At 64.0% G+C, this 14,879-nt stretch carries 13 protein-coding genes; 4 read left to right on the plus strand and 9 right to left on the minus strand.

From position 1 onward, the window contains the following. Positions 1–12 precede the first annotated feature (12 nt). The 4 genes from Q7P63_13120 to Q7P63_13135 form a co-directional block, all read right to left on the minus strand. Positions 13–750, minus strand: a complete 738-nt coding sequence (locus tag Q7P63_13120; GenBank protein ID MDP0501029.1) for a hypothetical protein — start codon at positions 748–750, stop codon at positions 13–15. A 106-nt stretch (positions 751–856) separates the two neighbouring features. Then, on the minus strand, positions 857–1,666 hold the full coding sequence (locus tag Q7P63_13125; GenBank protein MDP0501030.1) for a CorA family divalent cation transporter: 810 nt from the start codon (positions 1,664–1,666) through the stop codon (positions 857–859). Beyond that, on the minus strand, positions 1,666–2,337 hold the full coding sequence (rpe, locus tag Q7P63_13130) for a ribulose-phosphate 3-epimerase (protein ID MDP0501031.1): 672 nt from the start codon (positions 2,335–2,337) through the stop codon (positions 1,666–1,668). Before rpe ends, Q7P63_13125 begins: the two co-directional genes overlap by 1 nt. A 188-nt stretch (positions 2,338–2,525) precedes the next feature. After that, positions 2,526–4,145, minus strand: coding sequence for a SulP family inorganic anion transporter (locus Q7P63_13135; protein MDP0501032.1), 1,620 nt, complete (start codon positions 4,143–4,145; stop codon positions 2,526–2,528). A gap of 172 nt (positions 4,146–4,317) precedes the next feature. On the opposite strand from Q7P63_13135, the gene Q7P63_13140 reads away from it, so the two are divergent. From Q7P63_13140 to Q7P63_13150, 3 genes are read left to right on the plus strand one after another with little or no spacing between them, the layout of a single operon-like run. Next, positions 4,318–4,665 carry a hypothetical protein gene (locus Q7P63_13140; protein ID MDP0501033.1) on the plus strand — a complete coding sequence of 116 codons (348 nt, stop codon included), beginning with the start codon at positions 4,318–4,320 and terminating at the stop codon, positions 4,663–4,665. Then, positions 4,662–4,970: a hypothetical protein gene (locus Q7P63_13145; protein MDP0501034.1), complete on the plus strand. Its 309-nt coding sequence runs from the start codon at positions 4,662–4,664 to the stop codon at positions 4,968–4,970. Before Q7P63_13140 ends, Q7P63_13145 begins: the two co-directional genes overlap by 4 nt. 3 nt (positions 4,971–4,973) lie before the next feature. Then, positions 4,974–6,548, plus strand: a complete 1,575-nt coding sequence (locus tag Q7P63_13150) for a PepSY-associated TM helix domain-containing protein (protein ID MDP0501035.1) — start codon at positions 4,974–4,976, stop codon at positions 6,546–6,548. Here the strand turns inward: Q7P63_13150 and Q7P63_13155 are convergent. From Q7P63_13155 to Q7P63_13175, 5 genes are all read right to left on the minus strand, one after another. Beyond that, a complete protein-coding gene (locus Q7P63_13155; GenBank protein MDP0501036.1) occupies positions 6,532–8,427 on the minus strand; it encodes an alpha amylase C-terminal domain-containing protein in 1,896 nt (631 codons plus the stop codon). The two genes, Q7P63_13150 and Q7P63_13155, sit on opposite strands and share 17 nt — an antisense overlap. Positions 8,428–8,692: 265 nt before the next feature. Continuing rightward, positions 8,693–9,409: an RsmE family RNA methyltransferase gene (locus Q7P63_13160; GenBank protein MDP0501037.1), complete on the minus strand. Its 717-nt coding sequence runs from the start codon at positions 9,407–9,409 to the stop codon at positions 8,693–8,695. Positions 9,410–9,544: 135 nt separating this feature from the next. Continuing rightward, positions 9,545–10,645, minus strand: a complete 1,101-nt coding sequence (gene ychF / locus Q7P63_13165; protein ID MDP0501038.1) for a redox-regulated ATPase YchF — start codon at positions 10,643–10,645, stop codon at positions 9,545–9,547. A gap of 131 nt (positions 10,646–10,776) precedes the next feature. After that, positions 10,777–12,456 carry an N-acetylglutaminylglutamine synthetase gene (gene ngg, locus Q7P63_13170; GenBank protein MDP0501039.1) on the minus strand — a complete coding sequence of 560 codons (1,680 nt, stop codon included), beginning with the start codon at positions 12,454–12,456 and terminating at the stop codon, positions 10,777–10,779. 90 nt (positions 12,457–12,546) lie between these two features. After that, complete coding sequence (locus Q7P63_13175) at positions 12,547–14,319, minus strand: N-acetylglutaminylglutamine amidotransferase (GenBank protein MDP0501040.1); 1,773 nt, start codon at positions 14,317–14,319, stop codon at positions 12,547–12,549. A gap of 277 nt (positions 14,320–14,596) precedes the next feature. Between Q7P63_13175 and Q7P63_13180 the strand changes: the two genes are divergently transcribed. Continuing rightward, positions 14,597–14,746: a hypothetical protein gene (locus Q7P63_13180; protein ID MDP0501041.1), complete on the plus strand. Its 150-nt coding sequence runs from the start codon at positions 14,597–14,599 to the stop codon at positions 14,744–14,746. Positions 14,747–14,879: the final 133 nt, after the last annotated feature.

Below are 14,879 nucleotides of genomic sequence, written 5' to 3' on the forward strand. Positions count from 1 at the left end.
AGTGAGTGCCGCTTAGAAGATGGGGGCGTAGGTCCACTTGACCGTGTAGCTGCCGATGACGAGGTTGACGCTGTCGCCCGGCATCAGCTGCCAGTTTTCGACCAGCGGCATAAGGTCGAAGGTGACTGTGGATTGATACATGCCGGTGTCGCTGAGTTCGCCGTAGGCGCCGTCCACCAGTGCCAGTTCCGTCCGCCGAGTCGCGCCGATCACTGCATAGTCTTCTGCCCAGCTGGTGGGAGAGGCTGCGAGCAGGAAGAAGTCGTCGCGATCACTACCCCCGCCGGAGTAGCTGATCTGGAGGGTGAGGGTCCGGTAACCGAGTGATACGCCACGGATCTGCGAGTCTTTGGCTTTCTCCACATTCTCCACGCTGGCGATCGGGATAATATCGTGCTTCAGACCCGCCTTGACGTGGCTCCATTTCCAAAAGCGCGTGTTGGAGAGGCCAAAGAGGGAAGTGAAAGTCCAAGGGCCATCTTCTTCGCCGTAATAGTACCACTGCGCTCCCATCGTCGACTCGGCATCATAGAGCCAGTAGTAGGAAGCATCTGCAGCGGCTTCTGTAGCGTAAATCCAGCCCAGCTCCTGGTGAAAGATCCACGGGTATTCGGCGTTCCAGACCCAGCCGAGCTTGCCGTATTTGAGCCAACCGTCGTGGGTGGCAGGGTCGTTGAGTTGTTTGGCGTGAGCCGAGGCGGTGAGCAGGACGCAGCCAGCGAATAATGAAGATAGAGCGACGAGTTTCATCGCCGCTTAGCTATGGGCGGATATGAATTATGTCAAGCGACGTTTGTTGCCCGCTAATCTAATAAGCGCGGGTTCTGCGGTTATTCGCGTTTGGAATAGATTCAGATCACTTTATATGCCCGTTGCCATTGCCGGGGCGGATGAAGACGGAGAGGCGGTCGCTCTGCTTCTTCAGCCGGTCGAGCAGGGGCACCTGAGCGCGCTCGATGAAGATGCGCAGCAGGTAGCCGAGCAGGGCGCCGATGCCCATCAAGGCCCAGAAAAGCCAGTCGCCCGTGCCTTCGAGGCCGCTGGTGAGGTTCATGCCAAAGACAGAGGCCAGGGCCGTGATGGGCAGGAAGAGCGCGACCATCAGGTTGAGCCGGTGCGAGCTCTTGGCCATTTCAAGGTTCACCTGCGATTGCAGCTCCGAGTCTTGGGCGATCGCGTAGTCCATCGCCATCTTGGCCTCGGTCAGCAGCAGCTCGGCCGTGCGGGAGATCACATGCGTGCGCTCGATGTAGGGCAGTAGCTCGGGGTCGACGATGTATTCCTGGCTCCGGTCGAGCGTCGAGGCGAGGTTGCGCACCGCGCGCAGGATTGGGTGCACGGCAGTCAGGATCTCGTAGTAGTCTTTGACCCGTTGGGAGGCGTCTAGGCGGTCGTCGAGCGCATCGACCCGGTTGTCGTAATCGTCGAGCATCTCGCCGAGCAGCAGGAGGCCGCGGGGCTCCTTCTCGTTTAGCCAGACGCCATCGGGCCGGCGGTAAAAGACCACGCCCTCGCGGTCCGGCGAATCGTCGTCGGGCAGGCGGTGGAGGTAGAGCAGCAGGTGCCCGTCGGCAAAAAGGGCTTGCTGGCGACCGCCGGAGGGGGTGAGGCGGTCGAGAAGGGCATGGGGCAGGGCCCAGTCGGTGGGGAGACGGCGGTGAGGCATCAGGCGTTTTCGAGCATCTGGCGGAAGGCGATCGGGTCGGGCGCCTTGAAGAAGGCCGTCCCGGCAACAAAGGTGTCCACGCCCATGGCGGCGCAGCGGCGGCCCGTTTCGAGGTTGATCCCGCCGTCTACCTCCAGGCGGAAGCGGTGGCCCTCGGTCGCGCGCCACTCGCTCAGCTGGCGCATCTTGGGCAGCGTGTCTTCGATAAACGACTGACCGCCGAAGCCCGGCCAAACCGTCATTACCAGCACGAGGTCGACGAGCGGCAGCAGGTGTTTGATCGCTGCGGCATCGGTGCCGGGGTTGAGCGACAGGCCGCACTTCAGCCCGCGTCGCGCGATGTCTTTCAGCGTGGCCTCGACGTCGTAGTCCGGCTCGATGTGGATGGTGATCTGCTGCGAACCGGCGTCGGCAAACGCTTCCACATACTGGTCGGGCCGCGACAGCATGAGGTGGGTGTCGAAAAAGAGCTGGCTATTACGCTCGCGCAGGGCGGCAACCGTGCCGGGGCCGAAGCTGAGGTTGGGCACAAAATGCCCGTCCATGATGTCGAGGTGCACCCACGAGCAGCCGGCGGCAGAGACGGCTTCGAGGCCGCGGCAAAGTTCCGCGTGGTCGGCGGCGAGGATTGAGGGGGCGAGCAGGGGCGTATGCGGGGACTGAATCGACACGGGCGGAAGTGGTTAACTTTCCGCCCAATGTGCCACCGCATCCGACTAGGTCAACTCTCTGCGGGGCGTCCGAGGCGCGGGAATGGAATTTTGGCCACGGATGGAACCCGGATTTTCACGGATGAAATCCAGGTTCTGAGATAAAAATATCCGTGGCAATCCGTGTTCATCCGTGGCTGACAGAGTTCCTACTGCGCCCGGAAATCCGCCAGCGCCTGTTCGAGTGTCGTGACTTCGTGGGTGCGGCGGTCGGCCAGGATGGGGCTGGCGGCGATCAGGCTGTGCGGCTGGTCGCGCAGGCCTACGAGGTAGACTGTCTTGCCGGCGCGCTCGGCCTTGCGCACGAGGGATTCGAGGGCGCGCAGCCCCGTGGCGTCCATCCACGGCACGTCGGCGAAGTCGAGAATCAGGGCGCGGTAGCGGCGGTCCACCCGGTCGAGCGTGTTGAGGCAGGTATCGGCTACGCCAAAGAAAAACGGCCCGCGCAGGCGGAAGGTCTGGATCTCGTGCCCGGCCAGCTCGGGGCGGGGCAGATCTGCGTGGTCGAGCGATTCCAGCGGGGTGGCGTTGGCCATGCGGCGCATGAAGAGCAAGGCCGCCAGCACGACCCCGGCAGGGATCGCATACGTCAGGTCGACAAACACCGTGAGCAGGAAGGTGATCAGGAGCACGCCGACGTCTTCGCGCGGGCTGCGGAAGAGGCGCACAAACAAGCGCCACTCGCTCATGTGGTAGGCCACCACCAGCAGGATGCCTGCGAGCGTCGCCATGGGCACGTATTGCAGGTAGCGCCCCAGCGCGAGACCCAGCACAAGGAGGGTCAGCGCATGGACGATGCCCGAGAGCGGAGTAACGCCGCCGTTCTTGATGTTGGCCGCCGTGCGCGCAATGGCCCCGGTGGCCGGCATCCCGCCGACAAAGCTCACCGCGACGTTGGCGATGCCTTGGCCCACCAGCTCGGTATTGGGGCGGTGGCGCTGCCCCGTCATGCCGTCGGCCACCATCGCCGAGAGCAGCGATTCCAGCCCGCCGAGCAGCGCAATCGCGACCGCCGAAGGCAGGAGGGCCTGGATGAGGTGCCAGTCGAGCGCGGGCAGGCCGGGGGTCGGCAGCTTGAGGTCGAGCGTGGGGAAGCGGCTGCCGATGGTCGGCACGTCGAGCCCCAGCAATACCGCCAGCAGCGTCGTCAACAAGATCGCGACCAGCGAGCCGGGCACGCGACGCGAGAGGCGGGGGAATTGGGTGACGATCAGGATCGTGGCGGCTCCCAAGGCGAGGCTGGCGAAATTCGTCAGGCCGAGGTGCTGCGCATACGCGATCCAGCGCTCGTGCAGGTGTTCGGGCCACGGGCCGCTCCAGCCCATCAGCTCCGGGATCTGCCCGGTGGCGATGATCAGGGCGATGGCGCTGGTAAAGCCCACCGTGACGGGGTAGGGGATGTAGCGGATCACGCCGCCGAGCTTCATCGCCCCCATCGCGAGCAGGATCAGCCCCGCCAGTGCGGTCGCGACGATCAGCCCCTCGTGCCCATATTGCGTCACCGTCTGGTGCACGAGCAGCACGAAGGCCCCGGTGGGTCCACCGATCTGGAAGCGGCTGCCGCTGCCCAGTGAGATGAGGCCGCCGGCGACCACCGCCGTCACCCAGCCTGTCTCCGGGGGCAGCCCGGAGGCAATGGCGAAGGCCAAGGCAAGGGGGAACGCCAGCACGCCAACAATGATGCCTGCCAGCAGGTCTTTCGACCACGATCCGCGAAGGGTGCCATCGCGGTAGGCCGACCATAAGGCCGGAGCGGAACTTTCTTTCATGGGTCTTATAACCAAACCGAAAGCACCTGATCATGCCCCAGGCGTAGTCGGGGGGCAAGCGGTTTCAAGGGGAGTGACAGAGATGTCGTAACTTGCTGTTTTCGGGAAAGTTGAAGGGCGATAGTAAAGTCGCGTATTGCAGGGCCGCTGGTGTCCTTAAGGCACGCTTCTAATGGGCAGCTTTCCCGGATCGGGGCTTGAGGTCGGCGTGCGCTTTTTAATAAAGAGTCTCAATCTTAATAAAAGGCACGTCTTGATGTTTGCTCTTACAACCTGTGCGGCGACCCTTTTGACCTTGGCGGGGGGACTTGTTCTTTACCTGTGCAGCCCCAACCAGGCGCTGCTTGCGGCTGGGCTGGGCCGGGGCGGCCTCTGGCTTGGCATCGCGAGCCTGCTGCTGGCGGTCGGCCTCTTTTTGTCCGCCATGGGCCCGGCGGCGGCCGTTTCGAGCTGGCTCGTCATCCTGATGCTCGAAGGGTCTGCGCTGCCCTTCATCGCTTTCCTGCGTCGCACTTCATGAGCCAGTCCACCAAATCTCCTGCCCCGCTGACGCCCGCCAACTGGTTTGGCAAGGTGGCCGCTGCGGTCGTGCTCGGCTTCCCGCTCTCGGTCGGCCTCAGCGGCCTGCTGGCCTATTTCGGGCCCGGCGGCGTCGAAGCCTACGCGGTCGACCAGATCGCCATGTGGTCGGTGGCCTTCTTCTGGTGCCCGATCCTCGCCGCCTGCTTTCTCTTTCGCGACAGCCTGCGCGCCTGGCTTTGGCTGGGCGGCGCCACCGTGCTCACCTACGCACTGCTCTTTGGCGGCCGCGCCCTCTTCTACTAGGCTATGCGCACCGATATCGTCAAAACTTACAAGGCCGTCCACACCTGGGTGGGGATCACGTCGGCGCTGTTCCTCTTCATCGCTTTTTACGCCGGGGCGATCACGATGTTCGAGCTGCCGCTGCAGCGCTGGGCTTCGGCTCCTTCCACGGCCCTGCCGCCCGCCGTTGCGCTCGACGAGGCGCCGGAACTGGCCCGCCAGGCGGTGGAGGCGCATCCGGAGGCCCGCAAGGCCTACGCGATCAACTTCGCCCCGTCGCCCGCCAACCCCGCCCGCGTCACCTGGACGATTCGCGACCCGGCGGACCACCATTCGGCCCCGCACGTCTACGGCGCGGCTTTCGACGACGCGGGCGCACTCGTGGTACAGGAGACCGGCGGCTCCCCGGTCGCGCAGTTCATCGACGTGTTGCACCAGCAAGTGGGCCTGCCCTTCGACCACGACATCTCCATGCCCGTCACCGGGGTCGTTTCGCTGCTCTACTTCCTCGCGCTCGTTTCCGGGGTGGTCGTGCTGGTGCCGACGCTGGTCAAAAACCTCTTCCTCATCCGCGCGAGGGCACGGGCGGTGCGCCGCAAGTGGCTGGACATGCACAATACGCTGGGCATCTTCAGCCTGCCGTTTCACGTGATGATCGCCCTTACGGCGGTGGTCTTCGCCTCCCACCACCAGTTTTACGATGTGCAGGACGCCGTGCTCTACCAGGGGCGACAGGCAGAGCTGGCGAGGCCTGCCCCGCCGGCTCTCAGCCAGCCCGCCGAGGGCCAGGCGATGTTGCTGCCTTCCCAAATGGCCGCCCGACTGGCGGAGCAGGCCCCAACGTTCCAGATCCAACAGATTGAATACCGGAGCACTCCGGCGGGTACCGTGGCGCGTATCCTCGGCCACGACAACCGTTACATGCTGCGCGGCCCCACCTTTGGCATCGGCGTGGCAGACCCCTATACAGGGGAGCTGGTGCAGACGGATTATTTCCCGGACCGCCAGCCGAGCCGCCTCGCCATCATCACCACGTTTTTCGGCCTGCACTTCGGCAACTTTGGCGGCACGCCCATCCGCTGGGCCTATGTGGCACTGGGGCTGTCCGGCGCGTTCCTCTTCTACACCGGCAACGTGCTCTGGGTCGAGGCCCGTCGCAAGCGCCTTACCGCCGCCAACCCGGCGCTTGCGCAGCCGCGTTCGGTGCGGTTCCTCTCCGGCCTCACGGCGGGCGTTTGCCTGGGCACCATGGCGGGGATCTCGCTGACGATTGCTGCCGCCAAGTGGCTCCCGGCTACCCTGCACCTCGACGACTGGCACGCGGGGATCTTCTACGCTGTGCTGGCGCTGGCTCTCGGCTGGGCCTTCTGGCGTGGTTCCGCCCGGGCCACGGACGAGCTGCTCTGGCTCTGCGCCGCCTGCACCTTCGCCATCCCCTTCAGCAGCCTGCTCGGCCTCGCGGGGGTCGCCCCTTGGTCGCCAAACCCCGGCACATGGGCGGTAGATGCCATGGCGTTCGCTGGGGGTGCCGGCTTTGCGGCGATGGCGTGGAAGGCAAGGGCATCCTTCCAGTCCGCTGCCGCTACGCCTGCCGGCTGAACGCCACCATACTCAAGGCCGGGAGCACGACGCGGGCGCTGTGGGCGAGGCCGTGGCAGCCGGGGCCGTCGGCCTGCACGCCGCCGCTGTTCCCTTGGCGCCAGGGATTGACGTAGTGGTCGTAGACGTCGCTGTTGAAGACCTCGTGCCACTGGCCGCTGTGGGGGAAGCCGAGGCGATACTCGAAGTGCGAGCGGTGGTTGAAGTTGATCGCGACCAGCACCTCTTTGCCTTCGCCTGGCACGTAGCGGTAGTAGGCCAGCACGCGGTCCTGATTGTGCACCGCCACCACGCGCAGGCCCTCGGCGGTGAGGGCGGGGCGGGAGCGGCGAAATTCCAGCAGGTGCGCCAGGAAGGTCGAATAATCGCGACGGTGACGGTCGTGCGCCGCACCTTGCCAGTCGACCCGGTGATGGCCGTGCAGCACGAGGTTGTCCGACCAGCTCCGGGTTTCGAGCACTTCCTGCCCCATGAAAAGCTGAGGGATGCCGGGTGCCGTCAGCAGCAGGCCCAGCGCGGCGCGGCAACGGCTGCGCGCATACCAGCCGCCCGGGTCGTTGGGGTCGCAGAGCACGGGCAGGCGGGGGCCGCGGTCGCCATTGCCGGGCTCGAAATAGACGATGTCGTGGTTTTCGAGACACTGGATGGCCTGCCAGTGGTGGCGCAGCCCGCCGGCCCGGAGTTCCCGCGCCACGCCGTCGAGGTCGAGCGCGTGAGAGCCGGGGTAGCTGGCCTGGCGCAGCACGTGGCGCAGGCTGTCGCGCAGCCCCTGGTGCACGGTGCCGGAAAAGCCCGCGCCGCCCTCCTCCGTGGGCCGCACAATCGAGCCCGAGACGGGCCAATGCTCCGCTAGCCGGAACGCGGCCGGGTGGCGGTGGCGCAGCGTGTCGTTGAGGTCGCGGCAGAATTGCCAGCCGTTATGGCCCGTCTGTTGGAGCAGCACGCTCACTTCGTCGAAGCGGAAGCCATCGACATGGTATTCGCGCAGGAAGAACTGGGCGTTGTCGATCAGGAACTGGCGCACCTCGCGCTTCCACATCGCGAAGACGAGGCCGCCCGCCCAGCCTTGGTCGGTAAAGAAGAGGGAGCGGTTGTGATTGCCGCGATACTGGCGGTCGAAAAAGTGCAGGCTTTCGCGCCCGAAGTCGCCACCCGCGTGGTTGTAGACCACGTCGAAGAGTACGGCGAGGCGGTGCAGGTGGGCGAGGTTGATCAGCGTCTTGAGCTGCCGCATGCCGCCGCAGAGCATGTGCCACTCCATCGGTGGGCGCCCGAAGCTCGCCAGTTGCCGGTTGACCTCGTCCAGATACGGCCCCAGTTGGTCGTCGGGCACCACGTAGTTCAGCTCGGGCGCGAAGTAGTCGACCGGGTTGTAACCCATCGAAAACTGGGTAGGCACCCCGTGGATCGGCAGCAGCAGCAGCGCGTTGACCCCCAGCGCTTGCAGTCGCGGCAGGTGGCGCACCACGTCGAGGAAGGTGCCTTGTCGCTCGGGCCACGCGGGGGCGTCGAAGGTGCCCACATGCAACTGGTAGATCACCAGCTCGTGCCAGGCAGGTGTGCGGTAGTCGCTGTCTTGCCAAGGGTAGTCGCTGCCGCGGATCACGCTCTTGCGCTTGCCGCGTCGTAGCCTCAGCTCGCGGGAATAGGGGTCGCGCTTGGGTCCGATGCTGCCGCGCCCCACGATGGCGTATTCGTAGCCGTCGCCCTCGCGCGCCTGCGGCACGTAGCCCGCCCAATAGCCGCCCCCCTGTCGCACGAGGCGGGTATGGTTACGGCCTCGCCACTCGGAGAAATCTCCCCGTACGTAGACCGCCTTGGCGGTGGGTGCCCAGACCCGAAAGGTCACTCCACCCTCCGGCACCAACTGCGCTCCCATCCGCGTCTCAGGGGTAATATGCTGCTGAGAAGCAGGCATGAAACGCTACTGTCGCCGATGTGACGCTTTTGTAAAGTCAGGAATGGGCGTGGCTTAAGGAAGGTGGGTTTTGAACAGGAGTTTTGGGAGTAAAAGAAGTTATTTCAGAATAAACAGAAGGTCGCAAAGGACACGAAGGGAAAGCAGTCAGGTACAGACCTTTGTGTTCTTCGTGTTCTTCTGTTTTAAAACTCCTTAACTCCCAAAACTCCTGTTCCAATCACCCCTACATCACCTCAAGCTTCGCCAGCACCAGTGCCAGGGCCGCGACCACCGCCGTTTCTTCGCGGAGGACGCGGGAGCCGAGAGAGAGCAGGATGAAGCCGGTGTCGCGGAGGGTCTTGCGGTCGGGAGCGTTCCAGCCGCGTTCGGGGCCGAGGGCGAGGGTCACGGAGCGGGAATTGAGCGGCACGGTGCTGAGGGCGCCGGTGGCCTCGTAAACATCGAGGGCCCAGCGTGCACTGTCGGGCGCGAGGGTGGCGAGGGCCTCGTCCCAGTCGGTAAAGACGCCCACCTCGGGCAAATGGGTGGTAAAGGCCTGCTCGGCCCCTAGGCGGAGGTGCTCGCGGTATTCGCCGCTGCTCCAGAGGCTGCTGCGGGCATAGGCCGGGTCGCACTTGCCCGTCTGCACAAAGATTATCCGCCGGACGCCGAGCGTGGTCGCGTCTTGCAGGATCTTCTTGGCTGTGTTGGGGCGGGGCAGGCCTACCAACAGGTCGACCGGCGGGGGAGGGGGCGGCGTCTCTCCCCACGTCAGCTCCAGCTCGACCGACGTCGGAGTGATGGACGTGACGGTGCCCTTGCCGCGCGGCCCGTAAACAGCCCCCACATCGAGCTGATCGCCCACCTGGACGCGCAAGACCCCCCGGATGTGTTCCAGCCGCGCATCCCGCGCGGAGAGCGTAAAGCGTTCGCTGGCTTCAGGCAGGAGCAGCAGGTTCATCGAAAACGTGAGAGAGGTTAAAACAGAAGAAAACGACGTTAACGAAGATGTGTATAGGAAAAAGGATGCGATAATGCACCCTTATTCTCCTCTTTCATTTACTTCACAGTCTCCTGTGAAGAGAGCCCTTCAAGCCTAGTTCGCGAAGCGGAACTCGGTGACGTCGCCGTCCTTGAAGAGGTATTCCTTGCCTTCGAGGCGCACCCTGCCCGCTTCGCGGGCTGCCGCCTTGGTGCCATACTTCACCAGGTCGTCGTAAGCGACGACTTCGGCCTTGATGAAGCCCTTCTGGAAGTCGGTATGGATCACGCCCGCGCATTCGGGCGCGGTCATGCCCTTCTTGAAGGTCCAGGCACGCACTTCCTTTTCGCCGGCGGTGAAGTAGCTGGCGAGGCCGAGCAGGTCGTAGGTGGCGCGGATGAGGTTGCTCACGCCGGAGTCGCTGACGCCCATTTCGTTGAGGAATTCCTTCGCTTCGGCGGGCGACATTTCGCTCAGCTCTTCCTCAAGGCGGGAGGAAATGATGGCGATGCCGGCGTCGTGGGCCTTCTCCACGTAGGCGCGCACGGCCTGTACGTAGGGGTTGGCGTTCGGGTCGGCGAGATCGTCTTCGGCCACATTGCAGGCAAAGATGACGGGCTTGACCGACAGCAGGTTGAACTGGCGCAGACGGGCCTTGTCTTCGTCGTCCACTTCGAGGGTAAAGGCGGGCTTGCCCTCGCCGAGGATCGGGAGGAGGCGGTCGAGCAGGGCCACGGCCGCGACGGCGTCCTTGTCCTGGCTGCGCGCGCGCTTGATCAGGCGCTGGTGCTGGGCTTCGGCGCTTTCGAGGTCGGCCAGGATCAGCTCGGTCATGATGATCTCGATGTCGCGCACCGGGTCGACGGAGCCCATCGCGTGGATGATGTCGTCGTTCTCGAAGCAGCGCACTACCTGGATGATCGCATCGACCTCGCGGATGTTGGCGAGGAACTTGTTGCCGAGTCCTTCGCCCTTGCTGGCACCGGCGACGAGGCCCGCGATGTCCACGATCTCGATCGAGGCGGGGATGGTCACCTGTGTGCCCGCGAGCTTGCGCAGCGGCTCCAGACGGTCGTCCGGCACCTGGACGACGCCCACATTGGGGTCGATGGTGCAGAACGGGTAGTTGGCCGCCTCGGCTTTACGAGTGCGCGTCACGGCGTTGAAGAGCGTGCTTTTCCCGACATTGGGCAGTCCGACGATGCCTGCTTGCATAAGGGTCCACACTGCGCAAAGCCCTCGCCCGTGGAAAGCAAAAAGCTGAGCGGGAGGATTTGAACAGGAGTATCAGGAGTAAAAAACAACTCCTTTAACTTCCCAAACTCCTGTTCAGAAAGATCCTTTTCCTATGCTTCGCCGTTGGGGCGGGGTGGAGCGTTGCCCATGGTTTGGGGGAAGAGCAGGTCGATGAACTTCTGGGCGGTGGGCTGGGGCTCGTGATTGGCGAGGCCGGGGCGTTCGTTGGCTTCGATTACCACGTAATCCGGTTTCGTCACGTCGGGCACGATGAAGTCGAGGCCGACGACGGGGATTTCCAGTGCCTGGGCGGCCTTGACTGCCGCGGCGGCCAGCTCCGGGTGGAGGTCGGCCGTGACGTCGTGGATGGTGCCGCCGGTGTGGAGGTTGGCGGTCTTGCGCACGCGCAGCTTTTCGCCTTGGGGGAGGGTGCTGTCCATGTCGTAACCGGCCTCCTGCACGCAGCGTTCCGTCTCACCGTCGAGCGGGATCTTGCTTTCCCCGCCGGTTGCGGCCGAGCGGCGCCGCGAGAGGCTTTCGATCAGCGACTGGATGGTGTGCTGGCCGGTGCCGCAGATTTCCGGCGGCTTGCGGATGGCGGCGGCCACGACCTCGTAATGGATCACGATGATGCGCAGGTCTTCGCCGGTCACATATTGCTCCAGCAGCACGCGCTCGTCTTCCTCCCGGGCGGCGGCGATGGATTTTTCGACGCCCTCCGGCGTGCGCACGTCCACAAACACGCCCCGGCCCTGCTCACCGCGGGCTGGTTTCACGACCACGCTGCCGTGCTCCTGCAAAAACGCGCGGTTATCGCTGGGGCTGCCGGCGATGCGCTGGGCGGGCACGGAGACGCCGTGCTTTTCCAGCAGGTCGCGCGTCAGTTCCTTGTCGTCGCAACGGCTCATGGCGACCGCGCTGGTCAGCTCACTGAGTGATTCGCGGCAGGTGATGACGCGGCCGCCGAGGCTGAGGCGGAAGTAGCCCCGTTTCGGGTCCAGCGGCTCCACGTGGATGCCGCGCCGCAAGGCCTCGTCGATCAGGATCGTGGCGTAAGGGTTGAAGCCCTCGTGCGGGGGCGTGCCGATAAAGAGCTTCTCGTTGATGCGGTTACGGCACTTGACCGCAAAGATCGCGACCTTCTGGAAGCCGAGCTTCTCGTAGAGGCGGATCGCGTTCTGGTTGTTGTGCATCACCGAGAGGTCGAGCTGCTCGCGGCCCCGGTCGCGGAAATACTCCACGATGTGGCGCACCAGGGCCTCGCCGATGCCCGGGAACTCGGCTTGTGGATCGACGGCGAGAGACCAGAGGCTGCTGCCGTTTTCGATGTCGTCGAAATTGGCCGCATGGTCGACGCCCATCACGACGCCCAAGATGCTGCCGTCGGCCTCACTGCGGGCCACGGCGTAGTAAAGTTTATCGCACTCGCGGTGTTCGAGCGCGTAATCCACATCCACCGGCACCATATTGAGCGTGCGGTAGATGCGGTTGGCCTCCTCCAGATCGGCGCGCTGCTGCACGGCCTCGATGCGGAAGCCGTTCAGCTCGCGGGTCGAGGGCTGGTAGTCCTCGAAGTTGAGCCGGTAAGAGTTGGAGGGGTCGAGAAAGAGCGACTGTGGCGCGTGGTTGAGCACCAGGTGCGGGTCTACGATGTAGTAGGCGATGTCGCGCTGGCCGGGCTCTTCGTTGAGCAGGGTTTCCGCCACCTTGGTCGGATCGACGAAAGTATGCGCAAAGATCAGGCGACCCCAGCCACAGGGGAGAATAACGCCAGGAGGGGAAGCTTCCATAGGGGCGGTGCGAGTCAGTGAGGGCGGCCCTGCGCCGGAGAAGTCCGACGGGCAGGGCTGGGCACATTAAGCAGGGGAGAGACTAGCAAATCAGATGCCATGGGTCTGGAGCCAGCGTTCCAGCAGGGCGAGCTGCCAGAGCTTGGAACCACGGAGGGGCGTGATGTGCTTCTCCGGGTCTTTCAACAGCTTTTCGACGTAATCCGATTGGTAGAGACCGCGTTCGCGTGCCTTGTCGTTGAGCAGGGCATCCTTGGCAAAGTCGAAAAACTCGCCGCGCAGGTACTTGAGCGCCGGGACGGGGAAGTAGCCCTTGGGGCGGTCGATCACCTCGTGCGGGATGACTTGGCGGGCGGCTTCCTTGAGCACGTATTTGCCGCCTTCGGGCACCTTGTATTTGGCGGGCATCGCGGCGGCGAATTCCACCACCTCGTGGTCGAGGAAGGGCACACGGGCCTCCAGCGAGGCGGCCATCGTGTTGTTGTCCACGCGCTTGACGGGGTCTTCGACCAGCATCACCTCGGTGTCGAGGCGCATGGCCTGGTCGATGGCGGCATCCGCACCCGGGCGGCCAAAGTGCTGCGACACGTATTCGCGGGCAAAGTCGCGCTCGTGGAAGCGCTCCTGCACGGTGGCGCAGTATTCGGCGAAGTCGCGGTCGAAGAAGACGCGCGCATAGTCGTCGACCGGCTTGGTGCTGGTCATCATCGGCGGGTACCAGTGGTAGCCGGCAAAGATTTCGTCCGCGCCCTGGCCGCTCTGCACGACTTTCACAAACTTGGAGACTTCCTGCGAGAGCAGGTAAAAGCCCACATTGTCGTGGCTCACCATCGGCTCGGACATCTGGCCGATGCACTCCTTGAGCGCGGAGAGCGCGCGGCGGCTGTCGATCGGCAGCTTATGGTGGGCGGTGTTGTAGCGGGCCGCCACGATGTCGGAGTACTGGAACTCGTCGCCGCGCTCTTCACCCACCGTCTCAAAGCCGATGGAGAAGGTCTCGATGCTCTGGTTGCTGTGTTCGGCCAGCAGGCCGACGATCAGCGAAGAGTCGAGACCGCCGGAGAGCAGCACACCCACCGGCACGTCGGCAATCAGGCGGCGTTTGACCGAGCGGCGCAGCACGTCGAGTGTCGCGGTCTTCCAGTCTTCAAAATCAAAGCCCTCGTGTTCGGGGCGCGGGCCGTATTGCAGGTCCCAGTAGCGCTTTTCCCGGCTGCGGCCCTCGCCGTCGATGATCATGAGGGTGGCCGGGAGCAGCTTCTTCACGCCATTCACGATCGTGCGCGGCGCGGGCACGACGGAGTGGAAGCTCATGTAGTAGTTGAGCGCTACGGTATCGATGCTCTTGTCCACGCCCGGTGACTGCAGCAGCGCGGGCAGGGTGGAGGAAAAGCGGAGCCCGTCGGCCGTCTCGGCGTAGTAGAGCGGCTTGATGCCCAGGCGGTCGCGCCCCAGCACCACCTTGCCGGTATCGCGCTCGCTGATGGCGAAGGCAAACATGCCGTTGAGGTGCTTCACAAAGTCTTCGCCCCAGCAATGGTAGGCCTTGAGGATGACCTCCGTGTCGCCGTGGCTGAAGAACTTGTAGCCCTTGGACAGCAGCTCTTGCCGCAGCTCCGGGTAATTGTAAATCGCGCCGTTGTAGACGATCGAAAGGCCGAGGTCGGAATCGACCATCGGTTGTTGGGAAGCCTCGCTCAAGTCGATGATCTTGAGCCGACGGTGGGCCAATGCCACCCGTCCACGACTCACCATGCCCGAGCTGTCCGGGCCACGGCGGGTCATCGTCTGGGACATCGCCGCGAGGGCGCCCAGATCAGGTTGACGATCCTTCCAGGTAATTTCTCCGCAGATACCACACATAAATAATGGAGTGCCCCGCCCCCCTGGAGTGGCAGACGGGACATCTTAACATTTCCCGCATTCGCTGCGTTGTCAAAAGCAAAGGGCTCTTTATTGCCTTTCGTGTGTTCATGGAATGTCGCCAGGTATACATGAAACGTATGTTTCGTTGAGTTCCTGTTTGTGGTCTAAAGTGGTTTTTAAGATTTTATCCTGCTGTGTTTCAACATCATGTGGGGTTGTGTGCGGGGCGCTGGCACAGGTCGTTCTATAGGAGATGGCATCAACCACACTGCTTATGAAAAACATCCGCCGCATCTTTCTCCTCACGCTCCTTGGCACCGTCAGCCTTTCCACGCTCTTCACCGTGCTGGTGATCGGCTCCAACCGCCCGGCGACGCTGCCACACCCCGACCAGGCCGCCGCCACCTGGGCCAGCCTGCGGTAGCCAACGCATTTTGGCAGTAGCACCCCACCGGAGTGCAAATTCTGGGTCGGTGCTGTCCGATTGCATCCCACCGGGATGGATGCTGGATCATCCAACAAGCCAGAGGCTTGTCACCTCTTAGCCCGGGGTTGAG

This window comes from Verrucomicrobiota bacterium JB022 (assembly GCA_030673845.1).
GTDB lineage: Bacteria > Verrucomicrobiota > Verrucomicrobiia > Opitutales > Oceanipulchritudinaceae > WOUP01.